Raw genomic sequence first — 20,316 nt, forward strand, 5'->3', positions numbered from 1 at the left:
ATCATCATCCCGGCCACGGCGGATGTCCTTCGTCATCGCGTTGGACTATGAGCACTCACGACACTTCCCGCCCCGACGGCGCGCCTGCCCAGGAATTCCTGCGGCTGCAGGGTATCCACAAGCGCTTTGCCGGGGTGCATGCCCTGCGCGGCATCGATCTGACCATCCACGCCGGCGAGATCTATCATCTGCTGGGCGAGAACGGCTGCGGCAAAAGCACCATGATCAAGATCATCGCCGGGGCCCAGCCGCCCAGCGAAGGAGAAATCTTCATCCAGGGCGAACGCGTGGCCGAACTCACGCCGCTGGCCTCGCTGTCGCTGGGCATCGAGACGGTGTATCAGGATCTCTCGCTGCTGCCCAACATGAGCGTGGCCGAGAACGTTTCCCTGAGCGCCCAGCTGGTGCGCCATCAGGGGCGGCTGGCACGCCTGTTCGATCGCGGCGCCCTGAACGACACGGCGGCGCGCGCCCTGCGCGCGGTCAATCTGCCGGCCACGGCGGCGTTTCTCGATACGCGCGTGGACGAGCTGCCCATCGCCACCCGCCAGTTGATCGCCATCGCCCGCGCGATTGCCACCAGCGCGCGCATGGTGATCATGGATGAACCGACTACCTCGCTCACCCAGAAGGAAGTCGATGCGCTGGTCAAGGTCATCAACGGCCTGCGCGCCAATGGCGTGGCGGTGCTGTTCGTGAGCCACAAGCTCGATGAATGCTTTGCCATCGGCGGCCAGGCCATCGTTTTCCGCGATGGCGAAAAAGTCGCGCAAGGACCGATCCAGACCTTCACCAAGGCCCAGCTGGGCCAGCTGATGACCGGCAAACAGTTGAGCGAGGAGCGCTATCGCGTCGACGCCCAATTGCAGAAGACCCGCCTGGAAGTCACGGCCCTCACGCGCCGCGCCGCCTTCGAGGATGTCAGCTTCACCTTGCATGAAGGCGAGATCCTGGGCATCACCGGCCTGCTTGATTCGGGCCGCAATGAACTGGCCTTGGCGCTGGCCGGGGTCGAACCGGCGCATGGCGGACAGATCGTGCTGGACGGACAGCGACTGTCGCTGCGCGCGCCCGGCGATGCGATCACGCATGGCATCGGCTACGTACCCGAGGATCGCATCAGCGAAGGCCTGTTCCTCGACAAATCGATTCGCGACAACATCATCACCACCATCCTGCGCAAGATGCGCGGCAAGTTCGGTGCACTCGATGCGGCGGCCTGCCAGCGCTTCTCGGTGGACACGGTCAGGCAATTGCAGATCGCCACCCCGGACGTGGATCGTCCGGTGCAGTCGCTCTCCGGCGGCAACCAGCAGCGCGTGCTGATCGGCCGCTGGCTGGCCATCAATCCGCGCGTGCTGATCCTGCACGGGCCGACGGTGGGCGTGGATGTGGGTTCCAAGGACATCATCTACCGCATCATCCAGGACCTGGCAAAACAGGGCATGGGCGTCATCCTCATCAGCGACGACCTGCCCGAGCTGCTGCAGAACTGCGACAACCTGCTGCTGATGAAGCGCGGACGCATCGTGCGCCGCTTCGAGGTGGAGGGCTTGTCCGAGAGCGACCTCGCGCACGACCTGGTCTCCGAACAAAGCCACGAACATTGAGAACCGAGCATGGATGCAAGCACTTTGACCCGCCAGAACGCCCACACCGACACCAGTCCCGCCCTGCCCCCGCGCAGTGCGGCAGCCAGCCTGGGTGCGCTGCTCAAGAAAAACCCTTCGCTGTTCACCTTCGTCCTGATCCTGCTGGTGGTAGTGACGGTGGCCCTGATCAATCCCGCCTTCTTCCAGCTGGCGGTGCTGTTCGACATCGTGCGCGCCTGCACCACGCTGGGCCTGTTTGCGCTGGGCGTGATGATCGTGCTGGCCGCCGGTGGCATCGACGTCTCCTTCGCGGCCATCGCGGCGCTCACCATGTATTCCATCACCAAGGTCGTGATGACGTATTTCCCGGAGACGCACATCGCCGTCATCCTGCTGGCCGGTGCGGCCGGCGGCACCGCGCTGGGTGTGCTCAACGGGCTGCTGGTGGACTGGCTCAAGGCGCCCTCGCTGATCGTCACCATCGGTACACAGTATCTCTATCGCGGCATCCTGCTGACCTTCGTCGGGACCGTGTTCTTCATGAACGTGCCGCATGCCATGGACCAGTTCGGCAAGCTGGCCCTGGCGCGGCATGACACGGCCAGCGGCCTGCACGCCGTGCTGCCCGCCACCGTGCTGGTGCTGGTGCTGGCCAGTGCGCTGACCTGGTGGCTGCTCAACAAGACCCTGATGGGGCGCGCCGTCTACGCCGTGGGCTGCAGCCTGGCCATCGCCGAACGGCTGGGCTACAAATTGCGTTCGGTGCATCTGTTCGTGTTCGGCTATGCCGGTTTCCTGTCCGGACTGGCGGGCATCGTGCACGTCTCCAGCACGCGCCTGGCCAATCCCTTCGACCTGGTGGGCAGCGAGCTGGATGTGATCGCCGCGGTGGTCCTGGGCGGTGCGCGCATCACGGGCGGCCATGGCAGTGTGGTGGGTACGCTGCTGGGCGTGCTGCTGGTGACCCTGATCAACAACGTGCTGATCCTGGCCGGCGTGCCCAGTACCTGGCAGAAAGCCATCATTGGCGGCTTCATCGTGCTGGCGGGTGCGGTGTTCGCGCTGCGGCGGGAGAAGTAGAACTTCCCGTTAAAAATACTCACCAATTCTCCCGCCCATCTTTTTTTAAAAAATATTTTCAAATCACTGCATCCAGATCGGCTCCTCGCGGGTAGTACCTCATGTCAGCCCCGTTGTCGCGCATGCGGCGGCGGGCTGCACGAGACAACCATCCATTTCAAGAAACAAGGAGCCCATCATGCAAACTGCCATTCTGTCTACCCGTTCCCTCCGTATCGCCCTGCCCCTGGCCGCGGCCCTCACGCTGGCGGCCTGCGCGCCCATGTCGACCATGTATTCGCAGGACAGCCTGCCGGACGCCGTCAAGGTCCCGGCCGGCAACAAGGTCGTGCTGCAGACCGTGGGCGTGGGTGAGATCCTCTATGAATGCCGCGCCAAGAAGGACATGCCCGGCCAGTTCGAATGGACCTTCGTCGGCCCCGATGCCGTGCTCAAGGATCGCAGCGGCATGCAGGTCGGCCGTTACTACGGCCCGCCGGCCACCTGGGAGAGCAGCGACGGATCCAAGGTGACCGGTGCGCAGGTCGCGGTGGCCCCGGCTGGCACCGGCAATATCCCGCATCAGCTGGTCAAGGCCAATCCGGCTACCGGCATGGGTGCGATGACGCAGACGACCTATATCCAGCGCGTCGCCACCAAGGGTGGCGTGGCACCGGCTGATCGCTGCGACATGGGTTCGGCGGGTGCCAAGCAGAAGGTGGGCTATCAGGCCGACTATATCTTCTGGAAGGCTTCCTGATGCGAGCGTAATCCACGCCATAACCTCGCTATAATCCAGGTCACCCCGGCCGGATGTTCCGGCCGGGCAACCTGCGACCGGAGCCTGATTTCGCGTGACTGACGTCCCCGCCTCCTTCGATCATGAAGCCGCCCTGCTGGCCTGCGCGCGCGGCGAGCGCCGTGCATTGCAGGCGCTTTACGAACACGAGGGCCGCACTCTGCTGGGGGTGGCCTTGCGCATCGTGCGTGATCGCGCACTGGCCGAGGACGTCCTGCATGACGCCTTCCTCAATCTGTGGAACCGCGCCGCCAGCTTCGACCCGGCGCGCGGAGCGGCACGCGGGTGGATCTACACGGTAGTACGCCATACGGCACTCAATCGCATCCGCGCCATGCAGCACGAAGTCTCCGCCGGTGATGACCTGGAAGAACTGGCCGACCGCGCCGAGCCCGCCGTGGATGCACCCGAGTGGCAAGCCGACCTCGGCCGGCTGGACGAGTGCCTGGGCCAGTTGAGCGATGCCAAACGCGCCAGCATCGTCTACGCCTATGTCGATGGCTGCACCCATGGCGAAATCGCCGAGCGCCTGCAAGCGCCGCTGGGATCGGTGAAGGCATGGATCAAGCGCGGCCTGGCCGCGCTGCGGGAGTGTATCGGATGAATGCATCACACGATGAACTGCAATGGCTGGCGGCCCAGTACGTGCTGGGCACGCTGCCGCACGCCCAGCGCCAGGCGGTGGAGCAGCGCCTGGCCACGGACGGCGCACTGCGTGCCGCCGTCGATGAATGGGAAACCAAGCTGCATCCCCTGACCGCACTGGCCGAGCCGGTGCAGCCATCGGCCAGCCTGTGGCAGCGCATCGAGCGCAGCCTGCCCATGCCGGCCCCGGTACGTCAGCGTGGCGGCTGGCATGCATGGTGGGAGAGCGTGCAATTCTGGCGCTGGAGTACCGGCGCGGCGCTGGCCTGCTCGCTGCTGCTGGCCGTGCTCATGCTGCGTGCCGAGCCGCCGACGCGTGCGCCGGCCTACATGGTGGTGCTGGTGGCGCCGCAGGACAAGGCCCCCGGCTGGGTGGTACAGACCGGTGGCAGCGGCCGCCTCAACCTGATCCCTCTGGGCGTGGCCACCGTGCCGCAGGAGAAGGCGCTGCAATTCTGGACCAAGGGGGCCAACTGGAACGGCCCGGTCTCGCTGGGCATCGTCAAGCCTGGCAAGACCCAGGAAGTCCCGTTGGACAAGCTGCCACCGCTGCAGTCGGACCAGCTCTTCGAGATCACCCTGGAGCCGGGTAACGGCTCGCCCACGGGCCGTCCGACCGGCCCCATCCTCTACATCGGCCGCGCGGTCAAGATCACTTCCTGAGACCGGCGCGATGGCGCATGGCGTGAGCCAATCCGCGTGGCAGCGAGGACTGGCGAGATTCGTGGATGGCGCGCATCACTTGCGATGCGCGTTCCTACCGGGCGCTGGGAAATCGTCGCAAAACACGATGCAAAACAATCGCCAACGAAAAAAACCGAATAAGGAGACGCGGTTTTAAATTAAGCTTGCGCGAAATAATTACTGTCTCAGCAATGAATCGCAAAGTCTTCCGGCGCGTTTCCTCCTGGAAAATTCTCCTCTGGGCCTGCACCAGCATGGTCGGAGGCGTCTTTCTGGCGCAGCTCGCGCTGACCGTTTCGGAGATCCGCCACATCGACGCCTCGTCGATGCAGGCCTTGCAGCGTGCGGAAGACGCCGGACGCGCCACCGCCGATGCGCTGCGCCGGGCCGAAGCGAGTCCCTTCGAGATGTGCTCGGAGGGCGACCTCACCATCCTGCGCAACATCACCTATGCCAACAGCTATGTGGCCGACCTGGGCCGCATCGAGCAGGGCATGGTGCGCTGTACGGCGCTGTGGGGCAAACTGGACAAGCTCACCCGCCTGCCTGAACCGCACTATCATGCGCACGGCGGCTTCAGCGTGTGGAGCCACCAGGAAGTGCTGCAGACGCATTACCAGAGCAACCTGGTGGCCCTGAACCGCAGCCTGGCCATCGCCTCACCCTCGACCTTCGATCTCAATCGTTTCTATCAGGATGTATCGCTGCGCATCACCAACGGCAACGGCACGCACACCTATGCCGAGCGCGACGGCCTGCGCTACAACCCGGCCGGCGCGATGGACCTGCTGCCCGGCATCGACATCACCGAATGCAGCCGCGACATGGCCCTGTGCGCCAAGGCGAGCGCGCGCCTGCACTGGTTTGCGCTGGCCCAGCCCTTGAGTTTTGTGGCGCTGCTGGCGGGCAGTTTCCTGCTGGGTGCGCTGGCCTACCTGATGCATCTGCGCCTGCGCCGCAATCAGGGTGTCGTGGAGAAGCTGCGCGAGGGCATCGCCAATGACGAGATCGTGCTGCTGTACCAGCCCATCGTCTGCGTGCGCGACCTGAGCCTGAAGGGATACGAAGCGCTGGCGCGCTGGCGCCCGGCGGATGAACCCGAGATCGGCCCGGACATCTTCGTCCCGCTGGCGGCGCAAAACCGGCTCAGCACGGCGCTCGCGAAGGTGGTACTGGCGCGTGCGCTGCGCGAGATGCAGGATCTGCTGCAGGCCGATCCGATGCTGGTGCTGGCGGTCAATACCGAGGTGGCCGACATCGAGGATGCGGACTTCATCGAGTTCGCGCTCGAACTGACGGCGGCCACGCCGGGCCTGCGTCCGCAATTGCATCTGGAAGTCACCGAGCGTGCCGACATCCGTTCGGCCACTTTCACACAGAACATCGAGCTGTTGCGCCAGGCGGGCTTTGCGATCTGGATCGATGACTTCGGTACCGGCAGTGCCAATCTGTCGCATCTGTCCTATGCGCAGTTCGACGGCATCAAGATCGACCGGCTTTTCACCGGTGCCTTGAGCACCGGTTCACCGCTGCGCTCGGTGGTCCCCAACCTGCTGCGCCTGGCCACCGAGCTGGAGCTGAAGGTGGTCATCGAGGGCATCGAGACGGAAGAGCAATTGCAGCTCATACGCAGCATCGCACCGCAGATTCATGCGCAGGGCTGGCTGTTCAGCAAGGCGATGGAATTGCGCGAAGTGCTGCAGCAGCGGCAGCCTTATACGCTGGAGGAGTTCGGCCTGGCGGCGTGAACGCGATGCTTGCACTCAAGGGCTGTGGCCGTCTTTCCAGACATCGACGATGAGCACGACGCGTTTTTTGAAAATCGGGGGATAGTTTTTTACCGGTGAAGCCGCCAGTGTCTGCGCCTGCATGTCAGCGGAACAGAAAATCTCCAACGACGTCGACAATCACATTGCCCAGAAAACCGAAGCCACCGCCCGGCTTGGGCTTCCACAACAACCAAGCCAGGATAAAGACAATCAACAGAAAACCTGTCAAACGCACGTAATGCTCCGATACACAATCAATTGAAACAGCATCCTGAACTGACTCGATAAAACTATTTATATAGTTTTCACACAACGGCAAATACTAGATCAAACCCAACATCGACTTGATCGTGTTGTTCATTTCCACGTACTCGTCATAAGTCATTCGAGGATCATCATTCAGAACAACGTACACGCCATCCAGCACGGGAGTAACCAATGGGCAAACTCCTTCAAGCCTCGCGATGACTTTCTCAGGCCCATATCCTAGCGCGCGATGACAAAGCTCTAAGACCCAAAACTGAGCTGGATAAAGTGTAAATAAGTTGTTACGGCCATCGACATTTATTTCCTTATTTTCTCGAAGCTTTGACCTGCGTCGGTTGCTTATAGCAACTTCCAGCACCTCATATCTATAAAATCCTCGCGACTTAAACTAGTCCGTATTCGCGAAGCTCCCTCTCGGTAGCAAATTCGTATTCCCGCTTGCCGCCAGTATCTTGTGCGGCATCAAAATACCAGCCAAATCCGCATGTCTTGCATAGAAGCAGAAGCTTGCCATCGCATTTATTCTTGAAGACCGCAATGGAATAACCGTTACATCTTGGGCACTCACCATCGACTTCAGGCATAAGCAATGCTTCTAATGAATCGCGAATGAACATCGCTACAAAGGCGAGATCTTTCAGACTCAGTTTGCTCACTGTCCTTCTAAAATGCTCTAACTCTCTCCCCCGTAATGAAGATTTCGATACCGGATAATCTTCCAATTTGAACTGAGAAAATTTATCAAGACCATAGTCGCTGAAAGGCGGGCTCATCATTTTCTCCTGATGACTTTCAATCCATCTCAACAGAACCGTTAGCGTCGCACGAGGCTCCGCCTTGTCCGACAAGGCTTCCACTTTCTGCTGTAGATCTCTCAAATCACTATTTGTTAAAGCCTTCATCAACTATCTGCTTTCGCGAAGGGCATATACGCACGATCCGGGATGGTGATGCCGACATACAGGAGTTCGAGCGGTAATCCCCCCATTTCTAACGTTTGCCAGAAGTAGAAACGTCAAGCAGCCATGGCCAGCCGCTGTTTCGGGGTAAATCCGCCCAAGGCCATGTTAGGGCGTTCATGGTTGTAGGTCCACATCCAGTTGCTCGCAAATTGCTGAACGTGCTCCAAATCATCCCACTGATACTGAGATAGCCATTCATAGCGCACAGTCCTGTTGAACCGTTCCACATAAGCGTTCTGCTGCGGCTGGCCCGGCTGGATGTACTGCAGCTCAATGCCCGTTTGCTGTGCCCACTGTGTAATTGTGGTACTCAGGTACTCCGGGCCGTTGTCGCATCGAATGGCGCTGGGTTTACCGCGCCATTCGATGATTTGCTTCAGGCTACGAATCACTCGCTCCGATGGTAGCGAGAGATCCACTTCGATGCCCAGTGCCTCTCGATTAAAGTCGTCGATCACATTGAACAAGCGGATGCTTCGCCCATCTGCAAGCTGGTCGTGCATGAAGTCCATCGACCAGGTCTGGTTGCAGCCACTAGGTACAGCAAGCGGCCTAGGTACTTCGCGGACCAACCGCTTGCGCGGTTTGATACGCAGGTTCAACTCCTGTTCGCGATAGATACGGTAGACGCGCTTATGATTCCAGCCAAAGCCACGGACGTTGCGCAGATACAGGAAACACAGACCAAAGCCCCAACTGCGGTGGTTATCGGTCAGTCGGAGCAACCAGTTTGCGATCTCTTCATTCTCTGGCTTACGCTTGCTGATATAGCGATAACAGGTTTCGCTTACCTTAAACGCCTGACAGGCAAGCTTGATCGGCACACCACGTTCTTCAACAACGCGCTTGGCCATCTCGCTGCGACGAGATGGCCTTACCAGATTTTTTCGAGCGCCTCTGCCACAATCTCGGCCTTGAGCTTTTCCTCGATGTACATTTTGCGCAGCCGGGCGTTCTCCGCTTCGAGCTCCTTCATGCGCGCCATCATCGATACATCCATGCCGCCGTACTTCGAGCGCCATTTATAGAACGTCGCTGTGCTGATGCCTAGTTCGCGGCAGATGTCCGGAACACCAAGGCCTGCTTCAACACGCTTGATCGCCTCGATAATCTGGCTGTCTGTGAACTTCGATCTCTTCATTTGTAGAACTCCTCTGTGAGAATATTCTACTTCTGGCGGCGTTGGTTTTAAGGGAGGATTACCGTGGCAACGCATACACGAGACGCTCCTCGCGGAACTACGTCGACGTGGTGAAGTCGATTTGACGCGTGCTCTCGTCGATAGCTCGTCGATTCGGGCCATGCTGGCGAAAAAAATAACAGGCCCGAATCCCACGAACCGGCGCAAACTTGGCAGTAAGCATAATCTCATCGTCGACGCGCAAGGCATCCCGCTCGCGGTCATCCTGACCGGCGCGAATCGCTACGACATTACCCAGCTCGACCCACTTGTCGAGGCGATTCCGCATATACGAGGAAAGCGCGGACGCCCTCTGCACAAACCGAAAATCGTTCAAGGTGACCGAGGCTACAGTTCTGAGCAACACCGTCAGCGCCTGCGAGCCCGTGGCATCAAACCGATGCTCGCAAAAATCTACGCGCCATGGCAGCAGGCTTGGTAAAACCCGTTGGCCGGTCGAACGCTCGATTGCTTGGCTGCACTCGTTTCGGCGCCTGAAGATTCGTTACGAACGCTATGCTCATATCCACGAAGCCTTCCTGTCATCGGCTTGCGGCTCGATATTCTGGACACGGTTAAAAAAGTTTTACAATAATTTCGCAACAGCCTCTAAGAGAAAAATCAGATCAATCCTAAAATTGGCTTGATGGTGCTATTCATCTCCACATAGGTCTCATAGGTCATCTTCGGGTCGTCATTCAAAACAATGTAAACCCCATCCAACACGGGAGTAACCAATGGGCAAACTCCTTTAAGTCTCGCGATGACTTCCTCAGGCCCGTAGCCTAGGGCACGATGACAAAGCTCTGAGTCCCAGAACTGAGCTGGATGCAACGTATAAATACTATTTCTTCCATCAACATTAATTGACTTATCTTCTTTTAATTTAAAGTAAATAGGATTATCCGATGCATCTCTTCCTTGATATGAGAATGCGTAATCATCATAAAAAACTCCAGCACGATATCCAGAAAAAACCTCTATCACCTTAATAAAATCAGAATTTATGACATGGCGATAATTTATTTTTTTATTTGAAATTTTGAATTCGTAGATTAAATGTTCGTCGAAGGACCCCCGATCTTCGTAGATATATCTATCACCCCTATAAGCATAATCCCCAGCAATTCTTAATCCTCTAACGGGAGGTTTTATTGAATAGAGAGCGACCAGTCCATCTCCACATTCCGGTGCTGATGGAATCTCGCAACCCGCGATACTCAGCACGCCCTCCAAGCGGGACAGCCCCTCCATGATTCTTGCATGTCGCTCAGTTATTGTTTGGTTTTTATCTGGACGAGCATGAAGTCTTAACCTGATATTTTCTGAACTCATGGCTTTCTCACTCTGGTGGTAACAATATCGTCAAAAAGGCTTTCCCGAATAAATTCCGCCGCTTGGCGTTCAACCTTGGCGTTAGGAAACTCATATACAACCTTATAGCCAGGATTCTGCTCAATAGCGGTTTTAACACGCTGCATTGTATTCAAGATCTCTCTTTTAGTTGAATCGCTCCATAATGGGAGTTTAATTTTCGCATCAAGCAAAAGTAGCATCGATCCGTCCTTCGAAGTCTCGACGCCATCAAACTTAATAAAATTGACCCCTCTTTCGTTGGGATTATCGTATCGCAGCGCAGGAACCGCCATCTTCTTCGTATTCAAATCCGAGAATGCCCCGCTCGTTCCAGCCTGAAAATCCTGAGCATCCTGCTTTCCTCGCGGACTTTCTGCAACGTAAATCAAGCCCCTGTTTTCTCCCCCTAAAGCTCGCGCCTCCTTCTCTGTTAGAACGAGAGTATTCGTACTAGGAAGTTGCGTGTCTACCGGATTCCTGGTGACTTGATCCTTACCAGCAGACGGCAGGCCAACGGGAATCTCCTTCCCATCAGTCCCAAAATACCTGGCATCGCCGTAGCCTTTACCCTGAACACTATAATCTGCAGATGGCTTGTTGCCCTCTTCTACATTGGGTCCTTTTTCTGCAACTACCTTCTCAGGTTCAGCCGGGACGGGCTTTGTACTCGGCTCTGGATCAGTAGCACTGGTCTTCGTGCCTTTCTCTGCATCGGCCGCGCTGCTCTTCGTGCCTTGTGCAGATTTTCCTGAACCGATCGCCGCTACCTGCCCTATCCCGCCGACCGCCGTCAATGCATCTGCCAGCGCGGCATCACGCTCTTGCAAAGTCCATTGACTTAACGGAACGATTGCTCTGAACTGTCGATTGGCGGTAGTCACCACCACGGCCTGTTGCGAGCGCGGTGCCGACGGATCGGCCACGATCTGGGCCTGCGCGGCAGGGAGCGTCAGCAGCTGCGCGCCGGCCAGCACCAGCACCGCGAAGGCCAGCGGCTGCAGGCGCGCAGCGTTGAGCGGCGGCACGGCACTGGTGGCCATGCCGTCCGCACCGGGTGCCGCGCCATGGCTGCGGCCCAGTTCCGACACGGCCATGAGCAGGCCGCGAGTCTTGTTGAAGATGACGCGATAACAGAGCTTGTTCATGGTTCAGGCAGAGAGGGCAAGTGGATCGGCGGCGCTGGCAATGGCAGGCGTGGCAGGCGGATGCAACGCGAACCAGGCGCGCGCCTCGCGCGGATGAACGGCCATGCCATGCAGCTCCATGATGCGCATGCCGCGCTCCGCGCCACGGTGATAGAGGGTGCGCATGATGCGGGTGGCCATCAGGCGCTTGCGTACCAGCTGCATCATCAGGTTGGTGTGGCCGAAGGGCGCAATCCAGTCGAGGATCCACAGGCGCTCGCCGCTGCTCCAGTCTTCCTGCCGCATCTGTTCCGGCGAGTGCTGCAGGTAGCGCGCTTCCGCCGCCTCGTCGAGATCGGCCCAGCTCATGTAGAACACCGGCTGGCCGCGCTCGGAGACCAGCACGAAGCGGCCTTCCTTGATCGCCGGCAGCAGCAGCGTGGAGAGCGTATGCAGCGGCACATTGCGGTGACGCGCTGAATGCAGCCACAGCCAGGCCGCCGAGCCGAAGGCGGTGGCTTCGTTGAATTCGCCCGCCAGCAGGCGCGGCGCGAGGATCTCGAAACGGGGAGCGGGTGTCATGAGCATCAGTAGGACCAGGTGAGGGAGAAGCCGGCCGTGAGGCGGGCCGTCTCAAGACGTTCAGGTTTGGAAACCGGTGTGCCGGCGAAGGCTTCCCACGACAGGCTCTTGTAGCCGCCGCGCAGGCCCGCTACCGCGCCCGCCAGGTGCTTGCCAACCAGCAGTTGCGCCGAGGGTCCGGCGACTTCGCCGTAGTCGAGGCCGATGAAGAACTCCTGGCCGCTGCTGCCCAGTGCGGCCGCCAGCTCATTGCGCACGAACCAGCCGTGATCGGCGAGCAGGGTCATCTCGCCATCGAAGCCGCGCACCGTGTAACGGCCGCCGATGGAGAAGCGTTCCTGCGGTGCCAGGGCGGTACCATTCCATTGGCCGCGTGCGGCCAGCGTGTAGCGCAGTGCCTGTCGTCCCCATGGCGCATCGAGGCTGAAGGGCTGGCTCAGGTTGAGGTCGAGCGTGGCCAGCGAGAAGCGCGCACTGCCTTCGCCGAAGACGTCTTCCGGTGCCGGCAAGGCCGAGAATGCACCGGTGCCGCGCCGGTAGGCCAGGCTCAGATCGAGTGCGCCATCGGCGATGAATTCACGATGTGCGAGGCCCAACTCCCAGCCGGCAGTGCGGCGGCGCTGGACCTCGATCTCGGTATCGTTGACGAAATTGCTGGCACGCCGCAGGAAGGCCTTGGCAGAGACCGACGTCTTGCGCGAGGCATCGCGATAGACCATGCGGGCGAGCTTGATTTCGCTGGTCTCGCTCTGGCCGCGATAGAGATAGGTCTGCGTCAGCCCGGCGATGGTCTGGTGGTAGTCGCTGCTGCTGGTGGTGAAGCCCAGGTTCCAGTAGCCGAAGGGCAGCGAGTAATGCACGGTGCTGCCGCGCGATCCGCGCGGGCCGGCATGGCCGCCGCCCAGATCATGGTTGACGCTGACGTAGAACAGGTCATTGAGGGTCCACCAATTGTCATAGGACAGGGTAATGCTGCCCTGGTATTTGCCGGTGGCATCGGAGCCGCTGTCGTCGACCGAGACCGCCAGCCGCAAGGGAAAAGCCTGCCGGTAACTGATGACCAGATCGCTCTGGCCGGGCAGTGCGCCTTCGCCCTGCGCAGGTTCGAGCTTGATGTCGGCTTCGGCGGTGGGGACCCGCTTGAAATTTTCCAGACCCTGTTCGATGTCGCGCAGGTTGAGCAGCTCACCGGGACGGACCGGCAAGGCATTCCATTGCGTGCCGCGTGGATCGGCATCGGCGGCGAAGCGTATCTGCCGCACGCGGCCCGGCAACAAGGTCAGCATCAGCACGCCGCTGTTGAGATCCTGCGGCTCGGCCAGCACCCGTGTGGTGATGTAGCCGCGCGCGACGATGGCGTTTTGCAGGCGCGTCATCAGGGCATTGATGCCTTGCACGCCCAGGCAGCGCCCGTCCACTGAGGCCTCGTCCCCTAGCAGCCAGGCGAAACGCGCCGCCTCCTCCCCCCGCAGCTCCACACGCCGGATCGGATAGCACGGTGTCTCCTGCGCAGGCAGCGGCAGTGCGGGCGCGGCCGACTCTGCGGGCAGGCGGACATCCGGTGTGGTTTCCTGCTGGCGGCGCAGTGCGCGTTCGCGCTCCTGCTCGCGCTGATACTGCTGCGTGGCCGGATCGGTCTGTGCCTGCGCGTAGTGCGCCAGGCCCCACTGGCCAAGACTGAAAGCGAAGGACAAAGCGGTCGCCAGCCTGCGTGGGCGCGAAGGGCCCCGCAAGACTCCCTGAGGATCTTGTTTCATGATTTTTAGTTGTGGTTCGGGCGGTGCTGAACGGGTGCGGACCTGTCACCCCTGATGGTCCGTCTGCCTGTTTGTGGCGACATTTCCGCAAGGAAAATATGCCGAGCGGAAATTTTACCCAACTTTACAGTCTCGCCAAACAAGAATTTGTTCGGCTGTTGCAAATCATGTTAGTTGATGCAAAGTCTCAAATAGTCCCTGAGATGTGAACTCAATGAATCCATATGGCAACGGAAACGGACTGATTGTCCTCAATGGATCAGCAGGGAGCTATATGCCCTGAGGGCAGGAAGGAGGGCCGGCGTGCAAATAATTCAGCGCAGCACAAATGCCGGGACGCGCAGCAAAACTGCGCGTCCGGAGAGATCAGGAATGGAGAGACAAGGCGCGCCGTACCAGTTCGGCAGGCGAACCATCATCACGCAAGCCAAGTCGGCGCGCGATACGGTCATCAAGTTCGGGATAGCGGCCAAACACCGCCTCCACCGGCTCTTGCGGGGCATAGCGCACAAGCGCATGGCCATCCACGCGATACAAGGCCGAGAGCGTTGCGACCACTTCCTGCATGGATAGCCGCAATACGGGCAAGGCCCAGGTGCGTTCCATGTCGCCCTCGGTATCCAGCATCGGATCCATGACCGCCGCATGCAGCAGGTTCTCCGCACAACGTTGTGCCGACATCCACCACGCGGTGGCCTGCGGTCCGACCGGCAGCGTCACGGACTCGCCCGCCGCCAGCGCATGCAACAGCTCGCTCATGAAGGCCGAGACCAATCCCGAGGCAGCACGCGGACGCGCCACGATGCCCGGCAGCCGCAGCGAACGGCCATCAAGCACACCACGGCGCGTGGCATCGGCCAGCAGGATTTCGCAAGCCCGTTTGTGCGCGCCATAGATCAGCGCCGGACGCGTGGGCGTGGCCGGAGTGACCGGGTCCGGCAAGGGCGTGCCATACACCGCGATGGTGCTGGCATACACCACCACCGGCGGCGCACTGCCCGTTGCCCTGCCTTCGGCCAGCAAGTTGAACAGATCCAGCGTGGCATCCAGATTGACGCGGCGACTCAAGGCCGGATCGGCTTCGGCCGCACCGCCCGGCACCGCTGCCAGATGAAAGCAGAGATCGGCACCGAACTGTGCCAGGCGTGACTGCACCTGGGCATCCTGCAATTCACCCTCGATGCATTCGACGGACTCGGGTAGCGCAGGCAACTTGCGGTCCATCGCCGCCAGCCGCGCAATACGCTGTTGGCCGACCTGCCCCGCCTGCTGCAGCAGCTGCAGCAGGATCGCGCCGATGAAGCCGCCCGCGCCGGTGACCAGGACCCTCATGCTGCCTGCACCACGCGTTGCTGAACGATACCGAAGGGACCGGGACGGCCATCCTCGTAATGCGCCTGCATGCGCACCTCATCGCCGAAGTGCATGAAGCCGGTACGGATCTCGCCGTGATCGATCTTCTCGATCACGCGCCGCTCGGCGATGCAGGCTGAACCGGCCGCGCGCGCCACATTGGAGACCGTACCCGAGCCAATGATGCAGCCCGCGGTGAGGCGACGGCTGTGCGCCGCATGCGCGATCAGCTGTCCGAAGGAAAAATTCATTTCACCGCCGTGCGGTTCGCCAAAGCGCGCGCCATTCCACTGCACCTGCAAGCGCATCTGCACGCGGCCATCGCGCCAGGCATCGCCCAGTTCATCGGGGGTGACGGCAATCGGGGCAAAGGCCGTCGAGGGCTTGGCCTGCAGGAAGCCGAAACCGGTCTTCATCTCATGCGGGCCGAGTGCGCGCAGGCTCCAGTCATTGAGCTGCACGACCAGGCGCACGGCCTGCAGGGCTTCGTCCGGTGTCGCGCCCATGGCGACCGGCCCGACCACCACACCGAACTCGCCTTCGAAATCGATGCCTTCGGCTTCCGACCGCAGCGGCACGTCCTGATGCGGTCCGAGGAAATCATCACTGGCCCCCTGGTACATCACGGGTACGGTATCGAAATACGGAATCGGCGATGTCTTGAAGGCTTCTTCCATCAGGCGTCCGTGATTGAGGAAGGCCGACGCGTCCAGCCATTGCGGTGCGCGCGGCAGCGGTGCCATGCACAGCTGCGCATCGAAGGCGATGGCACCATCAGCCCGGCCTTCATTGAGGGCCTGATAGCGCTCGGCCAGGGCGGGCGTGACCTCGTCCCAGCGCGCCAGCGCATCGATCAGAGTGCGCGCGATCCGCGGCACCGGCAAGGCGGTGGCGGCATTGCGCGCGACCAGTACCAGCGCGCCATCAGGCGTGCCGTCGCGCAGGGTGGCGAACTTCATGGCTTACGCTCCCTTGGCGAGTTGGGCGGCAATGGCCGGGTCATACTCGCCATCGACCAGGATGAACAGCATGCGGCAAGGCTTGCCGGAACGATTGGCCCAGGCGTGATTGGTGCCACGCTGCACGACCACGCTGCCGGGTTTCAGGGCGACTTCGCCACGATCCAGCACCAGCGTCATCTCGCCTTCGATGACGATGCCGTAGTCCACCGATTCCGTGCGATGCATGAGCGGATGGGGCGAGTCGGTCTGCACGGTGGATGCCGAAGCTTCGCCGATCTGGCTGAAGGCTTCGTGCATCTTGCTGTTGGCGCTGGCGAGAAATTCCTCCGTATCGGGCGGGATGTCGACGAAGCGCATGCGTGTGCCGCGCGCCGGGGGCGACAGCACCAGTGCTCCCAGGCTGGGATCAGGGCCATTGTCCACGCGCGCGGGGGTGGCGCTGGTGCTCCAAACTTCATGGAACAGCGTACCGGGAATGGCGGCCACTTCGACCACGGTCGGCAGCGGACCGTCGCTGCTGATGATGGATCGGCCTTGCGCATCGTGGCCGGTGACGACGCGGTGTATCGGGGGGAAGGACATCATGGGCTCCATTGAATCGCTTGTATCGTCTGAATCGCTTGCATTGCGTGAATCTGCTGATGGCTGTCCGTGCGGCGGCGGGTATCAGGTTTCGTCGAAGATCGCGACCGCGCGCGTCCAGCCGGCACTGGCCCCACGGATCTTGTGCGGGAAGCAGCTGATGGTGAAGCCATGCGCCGGCAACGCTTCGAGGTTGTGCAGTTTTTCCAGGTGGCAGTAACCGATGTCGCGGCCGGCCTTGTGGCCTTCCCAGATCAGGGACTTGTCGCCGGTCTCGGCCACCCGTTGCGCGGTATAGGAGAACGGTGCGTCCCAGCTCCAGGCATCGGTGCCGGTCAGGCGCACGCCGCGTTCGAGCAGGTACATGGTGGCTTCGTAACCCATGCCGCAGCCGGCACCGAGATAGTCACGGTGACCGTAGCGCGAGCCGGCGCGGGTATTGACCACGACGATGTCGAGTGGCTGCAGCACGTGGCCGATGCGCTTGAGTTCGGCTTCCACATCGGCGGCGGTGGCCACATAACCATCGGGGAAGTGACGGAAGTCCAGTTTCACGCCAGCCTGGAAGCACCATTCCAGCGGCACTTCATCGATGGTGATGGAGGGGCGCGCGCCGCCATTCTTTGCGTCTTGCGTGGAATGGAAATGCCACGGTGCATCCAGATGCGTGCCGTTGTGCGTGGTCAGCGTGACCCACTCGGCCGCTGCGGCCTCGCCATCGGGATAATCCTCGGGCTGCGTGCCGGGCAGCATGGCCATGAATTCGGGCAGGGTGTCGGCATGCTTCTGGTAAGTGATCTTCGGGGCCAGCGGGGGCGGGTCGGAGAGCACGTCGTTTTCAAGATAGATGGACAGGTCGACGAAACGATGACGGCGACGCGTCTGCAGGGATGCGGTCATGCCAGAGCCTCTTGAGGTTGAACGGCGACTGCACGCGGCAGCCGCGAGAAACAGATCGATGCCCCCACGCCCAGCACCACCGCCACCGGACCCAGGCTGCCATAGCCCCAGCCCTGCACCAGCGTGCCGCCGAGGATGGGGCCGATGGCCGCCCCCGTCATCAGCATGGCGGGCGTGGCAGCCATGGCGCGGCCGCTGCGGTCCAGACGGGCCATGAGGCCGAAGGCGAAGGTGTGCGTGAAGATCATCACGGCAGCAAACACGGAGGCCGCTGCCGCATAAGGTGCAAAACGCAACGAACTCATGATCACCACCACCAGCAGCGCCTGCACCAGCGGACCGGCCATCAGCACGCTGCGGGCGGGCAGCCGTTTCTCCAGCAGAGCGGCCAGCGGTGCGGGCAGCAGGTTGACGAAGCCCAGCGCGATGAGCACACCGGTGATCGCTTCCAGTCCGAAGCCGCGATCACTGCCCACACGTTCCAGGAAACTGAAGGTCATCGATTGCACCAGCCCCATGCAGGCGATGCCGGCAATGCCGTACCAGACCTGGCGCGGCACCGGCTCGCGCGGCTTGGCGACACGCGGCAGGCCATCCGTCTCCGGGCGGGGAAACGCCAGGGCACAAGCCAGCGCACCCATGGCCATCACCCCCGCGAAGAGATAGAACAAGGCAGGACCACCGACGCTGGCGATAATCGGCGGCGCACTGCCCAGGAACAGGATGGCAAACACGCCCAGCGCGATACCCACCAGCGCAAAGCCCCGATGCGGATTGCTGCCGCGCGCGATGGTGCCATGCGTGACACTGAGCGAAAGCCCGGTGGTGATGCCGCACGCCGCATGCAGCAAGGCCAGCAGCAGGTAGTGCTGGGTCTGCGCCGCCCCGGCGAACAACAGGGCCGAGAGGCCAAAGCCGATGGCAGCCTTCCAGCGTGCCGACTCGGGATCGAAACGGGGTGCCAGCACGGCACTGGCCAGCACCGCGCCGCCCAGGAAGAGCGAGGCCAAGAGGCCAGCCTGGCGGGCATCGAAGTGGTAATGCGCCACCAGCGTGCCGACCCAGACCGGCAGCGCGACCAGGTCGATCATGCCGGCGCAGTGTGCCAGCATCAGCGCAGCCAGGGCGCGCTTGGAATAGGTCGTGATCATCTTGTCTCCTCGCGTCGTACGCAGATTGCAGAAGCGTTAAGCGTTAATCGTTTATATTTTTTATATTGATGAAAAAAATCAGATCGGCTGGACCAGCGCCGCGTGCGATTCGCGCATGATGCGCGAGTGCTCGTCCTTGTCGCCGCCCCCGACCTCGATCTCGCCCAGCCGGGCCGAGTTCTCCACCACCATGCGGCAACGTTCCCAGCGGCGTTCCTCGAAGGCCGACAAGGCCAGCGCTACGTTGCCGTTGCGCGCCAGTTCGTCGGCCAGCACCAGCGCATCCTCGATGCCGATGCAGGCACCGGAGGCCAGGTGCGGCGTGGTGGCATGCACCGCATCACCGATCAGCACGACGCGGCCCTGATACCACGGACGCGGCAGCAGCAAGCCTTCCAGCGGGCGGAAGATGATGCGGGCGTTGTCGTCGAGCTGGTCACGGATGGTCTTCAACACAGGGGCGCTGAAGTCTTCCAGCAGGCCGCGCAGGCGCGCCACGAAGGTGGCCGGATCGACGTGGTCGTTGACCGGACGCGGCTCGGTGACGAAGAGGTACATCTCGTCTTTGGACACCGGATTGACGCCGGGCTTGATTTGCGGCCCCATCCACATGGTGCAGGTGGTGATCTCCGCCGGACGCGGCAGGATGGCGCGCCAAACGGCCTGGCCGCTGTAGCGCGGCTTGGGTGCGTTGGGGAAAAGATGGGCCCGCAGTTTGGAATAGAGGCCATCGGCACCGATGACCAGGTCATAGCGGCGGGTCTGGCCATCGGTGAAGTCGACCTCGACCTCGTCGCCGATCTCGCGCAGCGCCGTGAAAGTGCAGCCCAGGCGCACGTCGGTACCCGAGGCGCGGGTGGCATCGGCCAGGATGCGCGCCAGTACCGGACGCAGGATGGCACCGCCGCCGGGGACATCGGGCGAGGCCAGGCGCGGGGTGGGCAGCTCGGCGATCTGCGGGCCGTGCGGCAGGCACAGGCGCACACCATCACCGGCCGCGCCTTCGCGCAGGAAGGCATCGAGCACCCCGAGTTGCTTCAGGGCCCGCAGCGTGGCCGGGCCGAGGCTGATGCCGGCACCATAGTTGCGCCACTGGGGATCGAGTTCCACCAGGTCGACCTGGGCGCCACGGCGGCGCAGGTCAATTGCCGCCGATGCGCCGGAAAAACCGCCGCCGATGATGAGGATGCGTTGGGCTGCGAGTGTCATGGTGTCTCCTGAATCTTTTTCTTGATGAGTGGATCGTCTTCGCCGGTGGCCAGGTGCAGGCCGCCGTCGTCATCGATGCGCAGCGCCACCGGCGTGAGCGAGTCGCCCAGGCAAGGGCCTAGCGTGCACACCCCGGTGAGCGGATCGAACAATGCGCCATGGGCGGCACAGACCACGTGCTGCCCGCTGGCATCGAGATAGGCATCGCGCCGCCATGGCAGCGGTGTGCCGTGGTGCGGGCAGCTGTCTTGCCAGGCCCGCACCTGGTCGCCCCGGCGCAGCAGGAAGATGGTGGCCTGCCCTGCCCCGCTGGTATCGAAACCGCGTGCGCCGTCCTCAGGCAATTGCGTGACATGGCACAGGTACATGGCTGTCTCTCCCGC

Annotated in this window: 20 protein-coding genes and 1 pseudogene; 7 read left to right on the plus strand and 14 right to left on the minus strand. The window is 61.5% G+C overall.

What is annotated here, in order from left to right:
- The first annotated feature begins 47 nt into the window (after positions 1-47).
- The 6 genes from ACWHXP_RS15320 to ACWHXP_RS15345 all read left to right on the plus strand — a co-directional run bounded on the left by ACWHXP_RS15320 (position 48) and on the right by ACWHXP_RS15345 (position 6,527).
- Positions 48-1,610 (plus strand): sugar ABC transporter ATP-binding protein, encoded by a 1,563-nt coding sequence (locus ACWHXP_RS15320; protein WP_489635636.1) that lies wholly within the window; start codon positions 48-50, stop codon positions 1,608-1,610.
- A gap of 9 nt (positions 1,611-1,619) precedes the next feature.
- Positions 1,620-2,672, plus strand: a complete 1,053-nt coding sequence (locus tag ACWHXP_RS15325) for an ABC transporter permease (RefSeq protein ID WP_489635635.1) — start codon at positions 1,620-1,622, stop codon at positions 2,670-2,672.
- A gap of 178 nt (positions 2,673-2,850) precedes the next feature.
- Positions 2,851-3,411, plus strand: coding sequence for a DUF3455 domain-containing protein (locus tag ACWHXP_RS15330; protein ID WP_039789139.1), 561 nt, complete (start codon positions 2,851-2,853; stop codon positions 3,409-3,411).
- 94 nt (positions 3,412-3,505) lie between these two features.
- Entirely contained in the window at positions 3,506-4,054 is a 549-nt protein-coding gene (locus ACWHXP_RS15335; protein WP_489635634.1) for a sigma-70 family RNA polymerase sigma factor, read from the plus strand.
- Positions 4,051-4,758: an anti-sigma factor gene (locus ACWHXP_RS15340; RefSeq protein WP_489624800.1), complete on the plus strand. Its 708-nt coding sequence runs from the start codon at positions 4,051-4,053 to the stop codon at positions 4,756-4,758. Before ACWHXP_RS15335 ends, ACWHXP_RS15340 begins: the two co-directional genes overlap by 4 nt.
- 212 nt (positions 4,759-4,970) lie before the next feature.
- The gene (locus ACWHXP_RS15345; protein ID WP_489635633.1) at positions 4,971-6,527 is read left to right on the plus strand and encodes an EAL domain-containing protein; all 1,557 of its coding nucleotides are present in this window, start codon (positions 4,971-4,973) and stop codon (positions 6,525-6,527) included.
- 124 nt (positions 6,528-6,651) lie between these two features.
- Here ACWHXP_RS15345 and ACWHXP_RS15350 read toward each other — a convergent pair whose 3' ends face one another.
- From ACWHXP_RS15350 to ACWHXP_RS15360, 3 genes are all read right to left on the minus strand, one after another.
- Positions 6,652-6,783: a hypothetical protein gene (locus tag ACWHXP_RS15350; RefSeq protein WP_489624798.1), complete on the minus strand. Its 132-nt coding sequence runs from the start codon at positions 6,781-6,783 to the stop codon at positions 6,652-6,654.
- Positions 6,784-7,198: 415 nt separating this feature from the next.
- The gene (locus ACWHXP_RS15355; protein WP_489624797.1) at positions 7,199-7,717 is read right to left on the minus strand and encodes a cyclin family protein; all 519 of its coding nucleotides are present in this window, start codon (positions 7,715-7,717) and stop codon (positions 7,199-7,201) included.
- A 113-nt stretch (positions 7,718-7,830) separates the two neighbouring features.
- Positions 7,831-8,918 (minus strand): IS3 family transposase gene (locus ACWHXP_RS15360; RefSeq protein WP_489635632.1). Its coding sequence is split into 2 segments (ribosomal slippage): positions 7,831-8,666 and positions 8,666-8,918, totalling 1,089 coding nucleotides; the frame shifts between segments, so codons are not numbered across the junction.
- A gap of 64 nt (positions 8,919-8,982) precedes the next feature.
- Here ACWHXP_RS15360 and ACWHXP_RS15365 point away from each other — a divergent pair.
- Positions 8,983-9,604 (plus strand): annotated as a pseudogene (locus tag ACWHXP_RS15365) (IS5 family transposase); the annotation flags it as partial.
- On the opposite strand, the gene ACWHXP_RS15370 reads toward ACWHXP_RS15365, so the two are convergent.
- The 11 genes from ACWHXP_RS15370 to ACWHXP_RS15420 all read right to left on the minus strand — a co-directional run bounded on the left by ACWHXP_RS15370 (position 9,579) and on the right by ACWHXP_RS15420 (position 20,301).
- Positions 9,579-10,292, minus strand: coding sequence for a hypothetical protein (locus ACWHXP_RS15370; RefSeq protein ID WP_489624796.1), 714 nt, complete (start codon positions 10,290-10,292; stop codon positions 9,579-9,581). The pseudogene ACWHXP_RS15365 and the gene ACWHXP_RS15370 sit on opposite strands and share 26 nt — an antisense overlap.
- A complete protein-coding gene (locus ACWHXP_RS15375; RefSeq protein ID WP_489635631.1) occupies positions 10,289-11,458 on the minus strand; it encodes an ESPR domain-containing protein in 1,170 nt (389 codons plus the stop codon). The genes ACWHXP_RS15370 and ACWHXP_RS15375 overlap by 4 nt, the downstream gene beginning before the upstream one ends.
- A gap of 3 nt (positions 11,459-11,461) precedes the next feature.
- Entirely contained in the window at positions 11,462-12,019 is a 558-nt protein-coding gene (locus tag ACWHXP_RS15380) for a toxin-activating lysine-acyltransferase (RefSeq protein WP_121044469.1), read from the minus strand.
- Between the two features lie 5 nt (positions 12,020-12,024).
- Positions 12,025-13,776, minus strand: coding sequence for a ShlB/FhaC/HecB family hemolysin secretion/activation protein (locus ACWHXP_RS15385; protein WP_489635630.1), 1,752 nt, complete (start codon positions 13,774-13,776; stop codon positions 12,025-12,027).
- 366 nt (positions 13,777-14,142) lie between these two features.
- On the minus strand, positions 14,143-15,108 hold the full coding sequence (locus tag ACWHXP_RS15390) for an NAD-dependent epimerase/dehydratase family protein (RefSeq protein WP_489635629.1): 966 nt from the start codon (positions 15,106-15,108) through the stop codon (positions 14,143-14,145).
- Entirely contained in the window at positions 15,105-16,088 is a 984-nt protein-coding gene (locus tag ACWHXP_RS15395; RefSeq protein WP_489635628.1) for a fumarylacetoacetate hydrolase family protein, read from the minus strand. The genes ACWHXP_RS15390 and ACWHXP_RS15395 overlap by 4 nt, the downstream gene beginning before the upstream one ends.
- 3 nt (positions 16,089-16,091) lie before the next feature.
- Positions 16,092-16,673, minus strand: a complete 582-nt coding sequence (locus ACWHXP_RS15400) for a cupin domain-containing protein (protein ID WP_134224029.1) — start codon at positions 16,671-16,673, stop codon at positions 16,092-16,094.
- A gap of 84 nt (positions 16,674-16,757) precedes the next feature.
- Positions 16,758-17,573: a cyclase family protein gene (locus tag ACWHXP_RS15405; RefSeq protein WP_034331966.1), complete on the minus strand. Its 816-nt coding sequence runs from the start codon at positions 17,571-17,573 to the stop codon at positions 16,758-16,760.
- Positions 17,570-18,724: an MFS transporter gene (locus tag ACWHXP_RS15410; RefSeq protein ID WP_489635627.1), complete on the minus strand. Its 1,155-nt coding sequence runs from the start codon at positions 18,722-18,724 to the stop codon at positions 17,570-17,572. Before ACWHXP_RS15410 ends, ACWHXP_RS15405 begins: the two co-directional genes overlap by 4 nt.
- 78 nt (positions 18,725-18,802) lie before the next feature.
- Positions 18,803-19,933, minus strand: coding sequence for an FAD-dependent oxidoreductase (locus ACWHXP_RS15415; protein ID WP_121044486.1), 1,131 nt, complete (start codon positions 19,931-19,933; stop codon positions 18,803-18,805).
- Positions 19,930-20,301 (minus strand): Rieske (2Fe-2S) protein, encoded by a 372-nt coding sequence (locus tag ACWHXP_RS15420; RefSeq protein ID WP_034331963.1) that lies wholly within the window; start codon positions 20,299-20,301, stop codon positions 19,930-19,932. The genes ACWHXP_RS15415 and ACWHXP_RS15420 overlap by 4 nt, the downstream gene beginning before the upstream one ends.
- Positions 20,302-20,316 lie beyond the last annotated feature (15 nt).

It is taken from the genome of Herbaspirillum sp. Her2, assembly GCF_057961375.1.

What these genes read in the sequence shown, in the direction of transcription:
- ACWHXP_RS15375 (WP_489635631.1), bottom strand. Translation starts at nt 11,458, where the DNA reads ATGAACAAGCTCTGTTATCGCGTCATCTTCAACAAGACTCGCGGCCTG.
- ACWHXP_RS15330 (WP_039789139.1), top strand. Translation starts at nt 2,851, where the DNA reads ATGCAAACTGCCATTCTGTCTACCCGTTCCCTCCGTATCGCCCTGCCC.
- ACWHXP_RS15345 (WP_489635633.1), top strand. Translation starts at nt 4,971, where the DNA reads ATGAATCGCAAAGTCTTCCGGCGCGTTTCCTCCTGGAAAATTCTCCTC.
- ACWHXP_RS15400 (WP_134224029.1), bottom strand. Translation starts at nt 16,673, where the DNA reads ATGTCCTTCCCCCCGATACACCGCGTCGTCACCGGCCACGATGCGCAA.
- ACWHXP_RS15325 (WP_489635635.1), top strand. Translation starts at nt 1,620, where the DNA reads ATGGATGCAAGCACTTTGACCCGCCAGAACGCCCACACCGACACCAGT.
- ACWHXP_RS15395 (WP_489635628.1), bottom strand. Translation starts at nt 16,088, where the DNA reads ATGAAGTTCGCCACCCTGCGCGACGGCACGCCTGATGGCGCGCTGGTA.
- ACWHXP_RS15415 (WP_121044486.1), bottom strand. Translation starts at nt 19,933, where the DNA reads ATGACACTCGCAGCCCAACGCATCCTCATCATCGGCGGCGGTTTTTCC.
- ACWHXP_RS15355 (WP_489624797.1), bottom strand. Translation starts at nt 7,717, where the DNA reads ATGAAGGCTTTAACAAATAGTGATTTGAGAGATCTACAGCAGAAAGTG.
- ACWHXP_RS15370 (WP_489624796.1), bottom strand. Translation starts at nt 10,292, where the DNA reads ATGAGTTCAGAAAATATCAGGTTAAGACTTCATGCTCGTCCAGATAAA.
- ACWHXP_RS15380 (WP_121044469.1), bottom strand. Translation starts at nt 12,019, where the DNA reads ATGACACCCGCTCCCCGTTTCGAGATCCTCGCGCCGCGCCTGCTGGCG.
- ACWHXP_RS15390 (WP_489635629.1), bottom strand. Translation starts at nt 15,108, where the DNA reads ATGAGGGTCCTGGTCACCGGCGCGGGCGGCTTCATCGGCGCGATCCTG.
- ACWHXP_RS15320 (WP_489635636.1), top strand. Translation starts at nt 48, where the DNA reads ATGAGCACTCACGACACTTCCCGCCCCGACGGCGCGCCTGCCCAGGAA.
- ACWHXP_RS15405 (WP_034331966.1), bottom strand. Translation starts at nt 17,573, where the DNA reads ATGACCGCATCCCTGCAGACGCGTCGCCGTCATCGTTTCGTCGACCTG.
- ACWHXP_RS15340 (WP_489624800.1), top strand. Translation starts at nt 4,051, where the DNA reads ATGAATGCATCACACGATGAACTGCAATGGCTGGCGGCCCAGTACGTG.
- ACWHXP_RS15410 (WP_489635627.1), bottom strand. Translation starts at nt 18,724, where the DNA reads ATGATCACGACCTATTCCAAGCGCGCCCTGGCTGCGCTGATGCTGGCA.
- ACWHXP_RS15385 (WP_489635630.1), bottom strand. Translation starts at nt 13,776, where the DNA reads ATGAAACAAGATCCTCAGGGAGTCTTGCGGGGCCCTTCGCGCCCACGC.
- ACWHXP_RS15420 (WP_034331963.1), bottom strand. Translation starts at nt 20,301, where the DNA reads ATGTACCTGTGCCATGTCACGCAATTGCCTGAGGACGGCGCACGCGGT.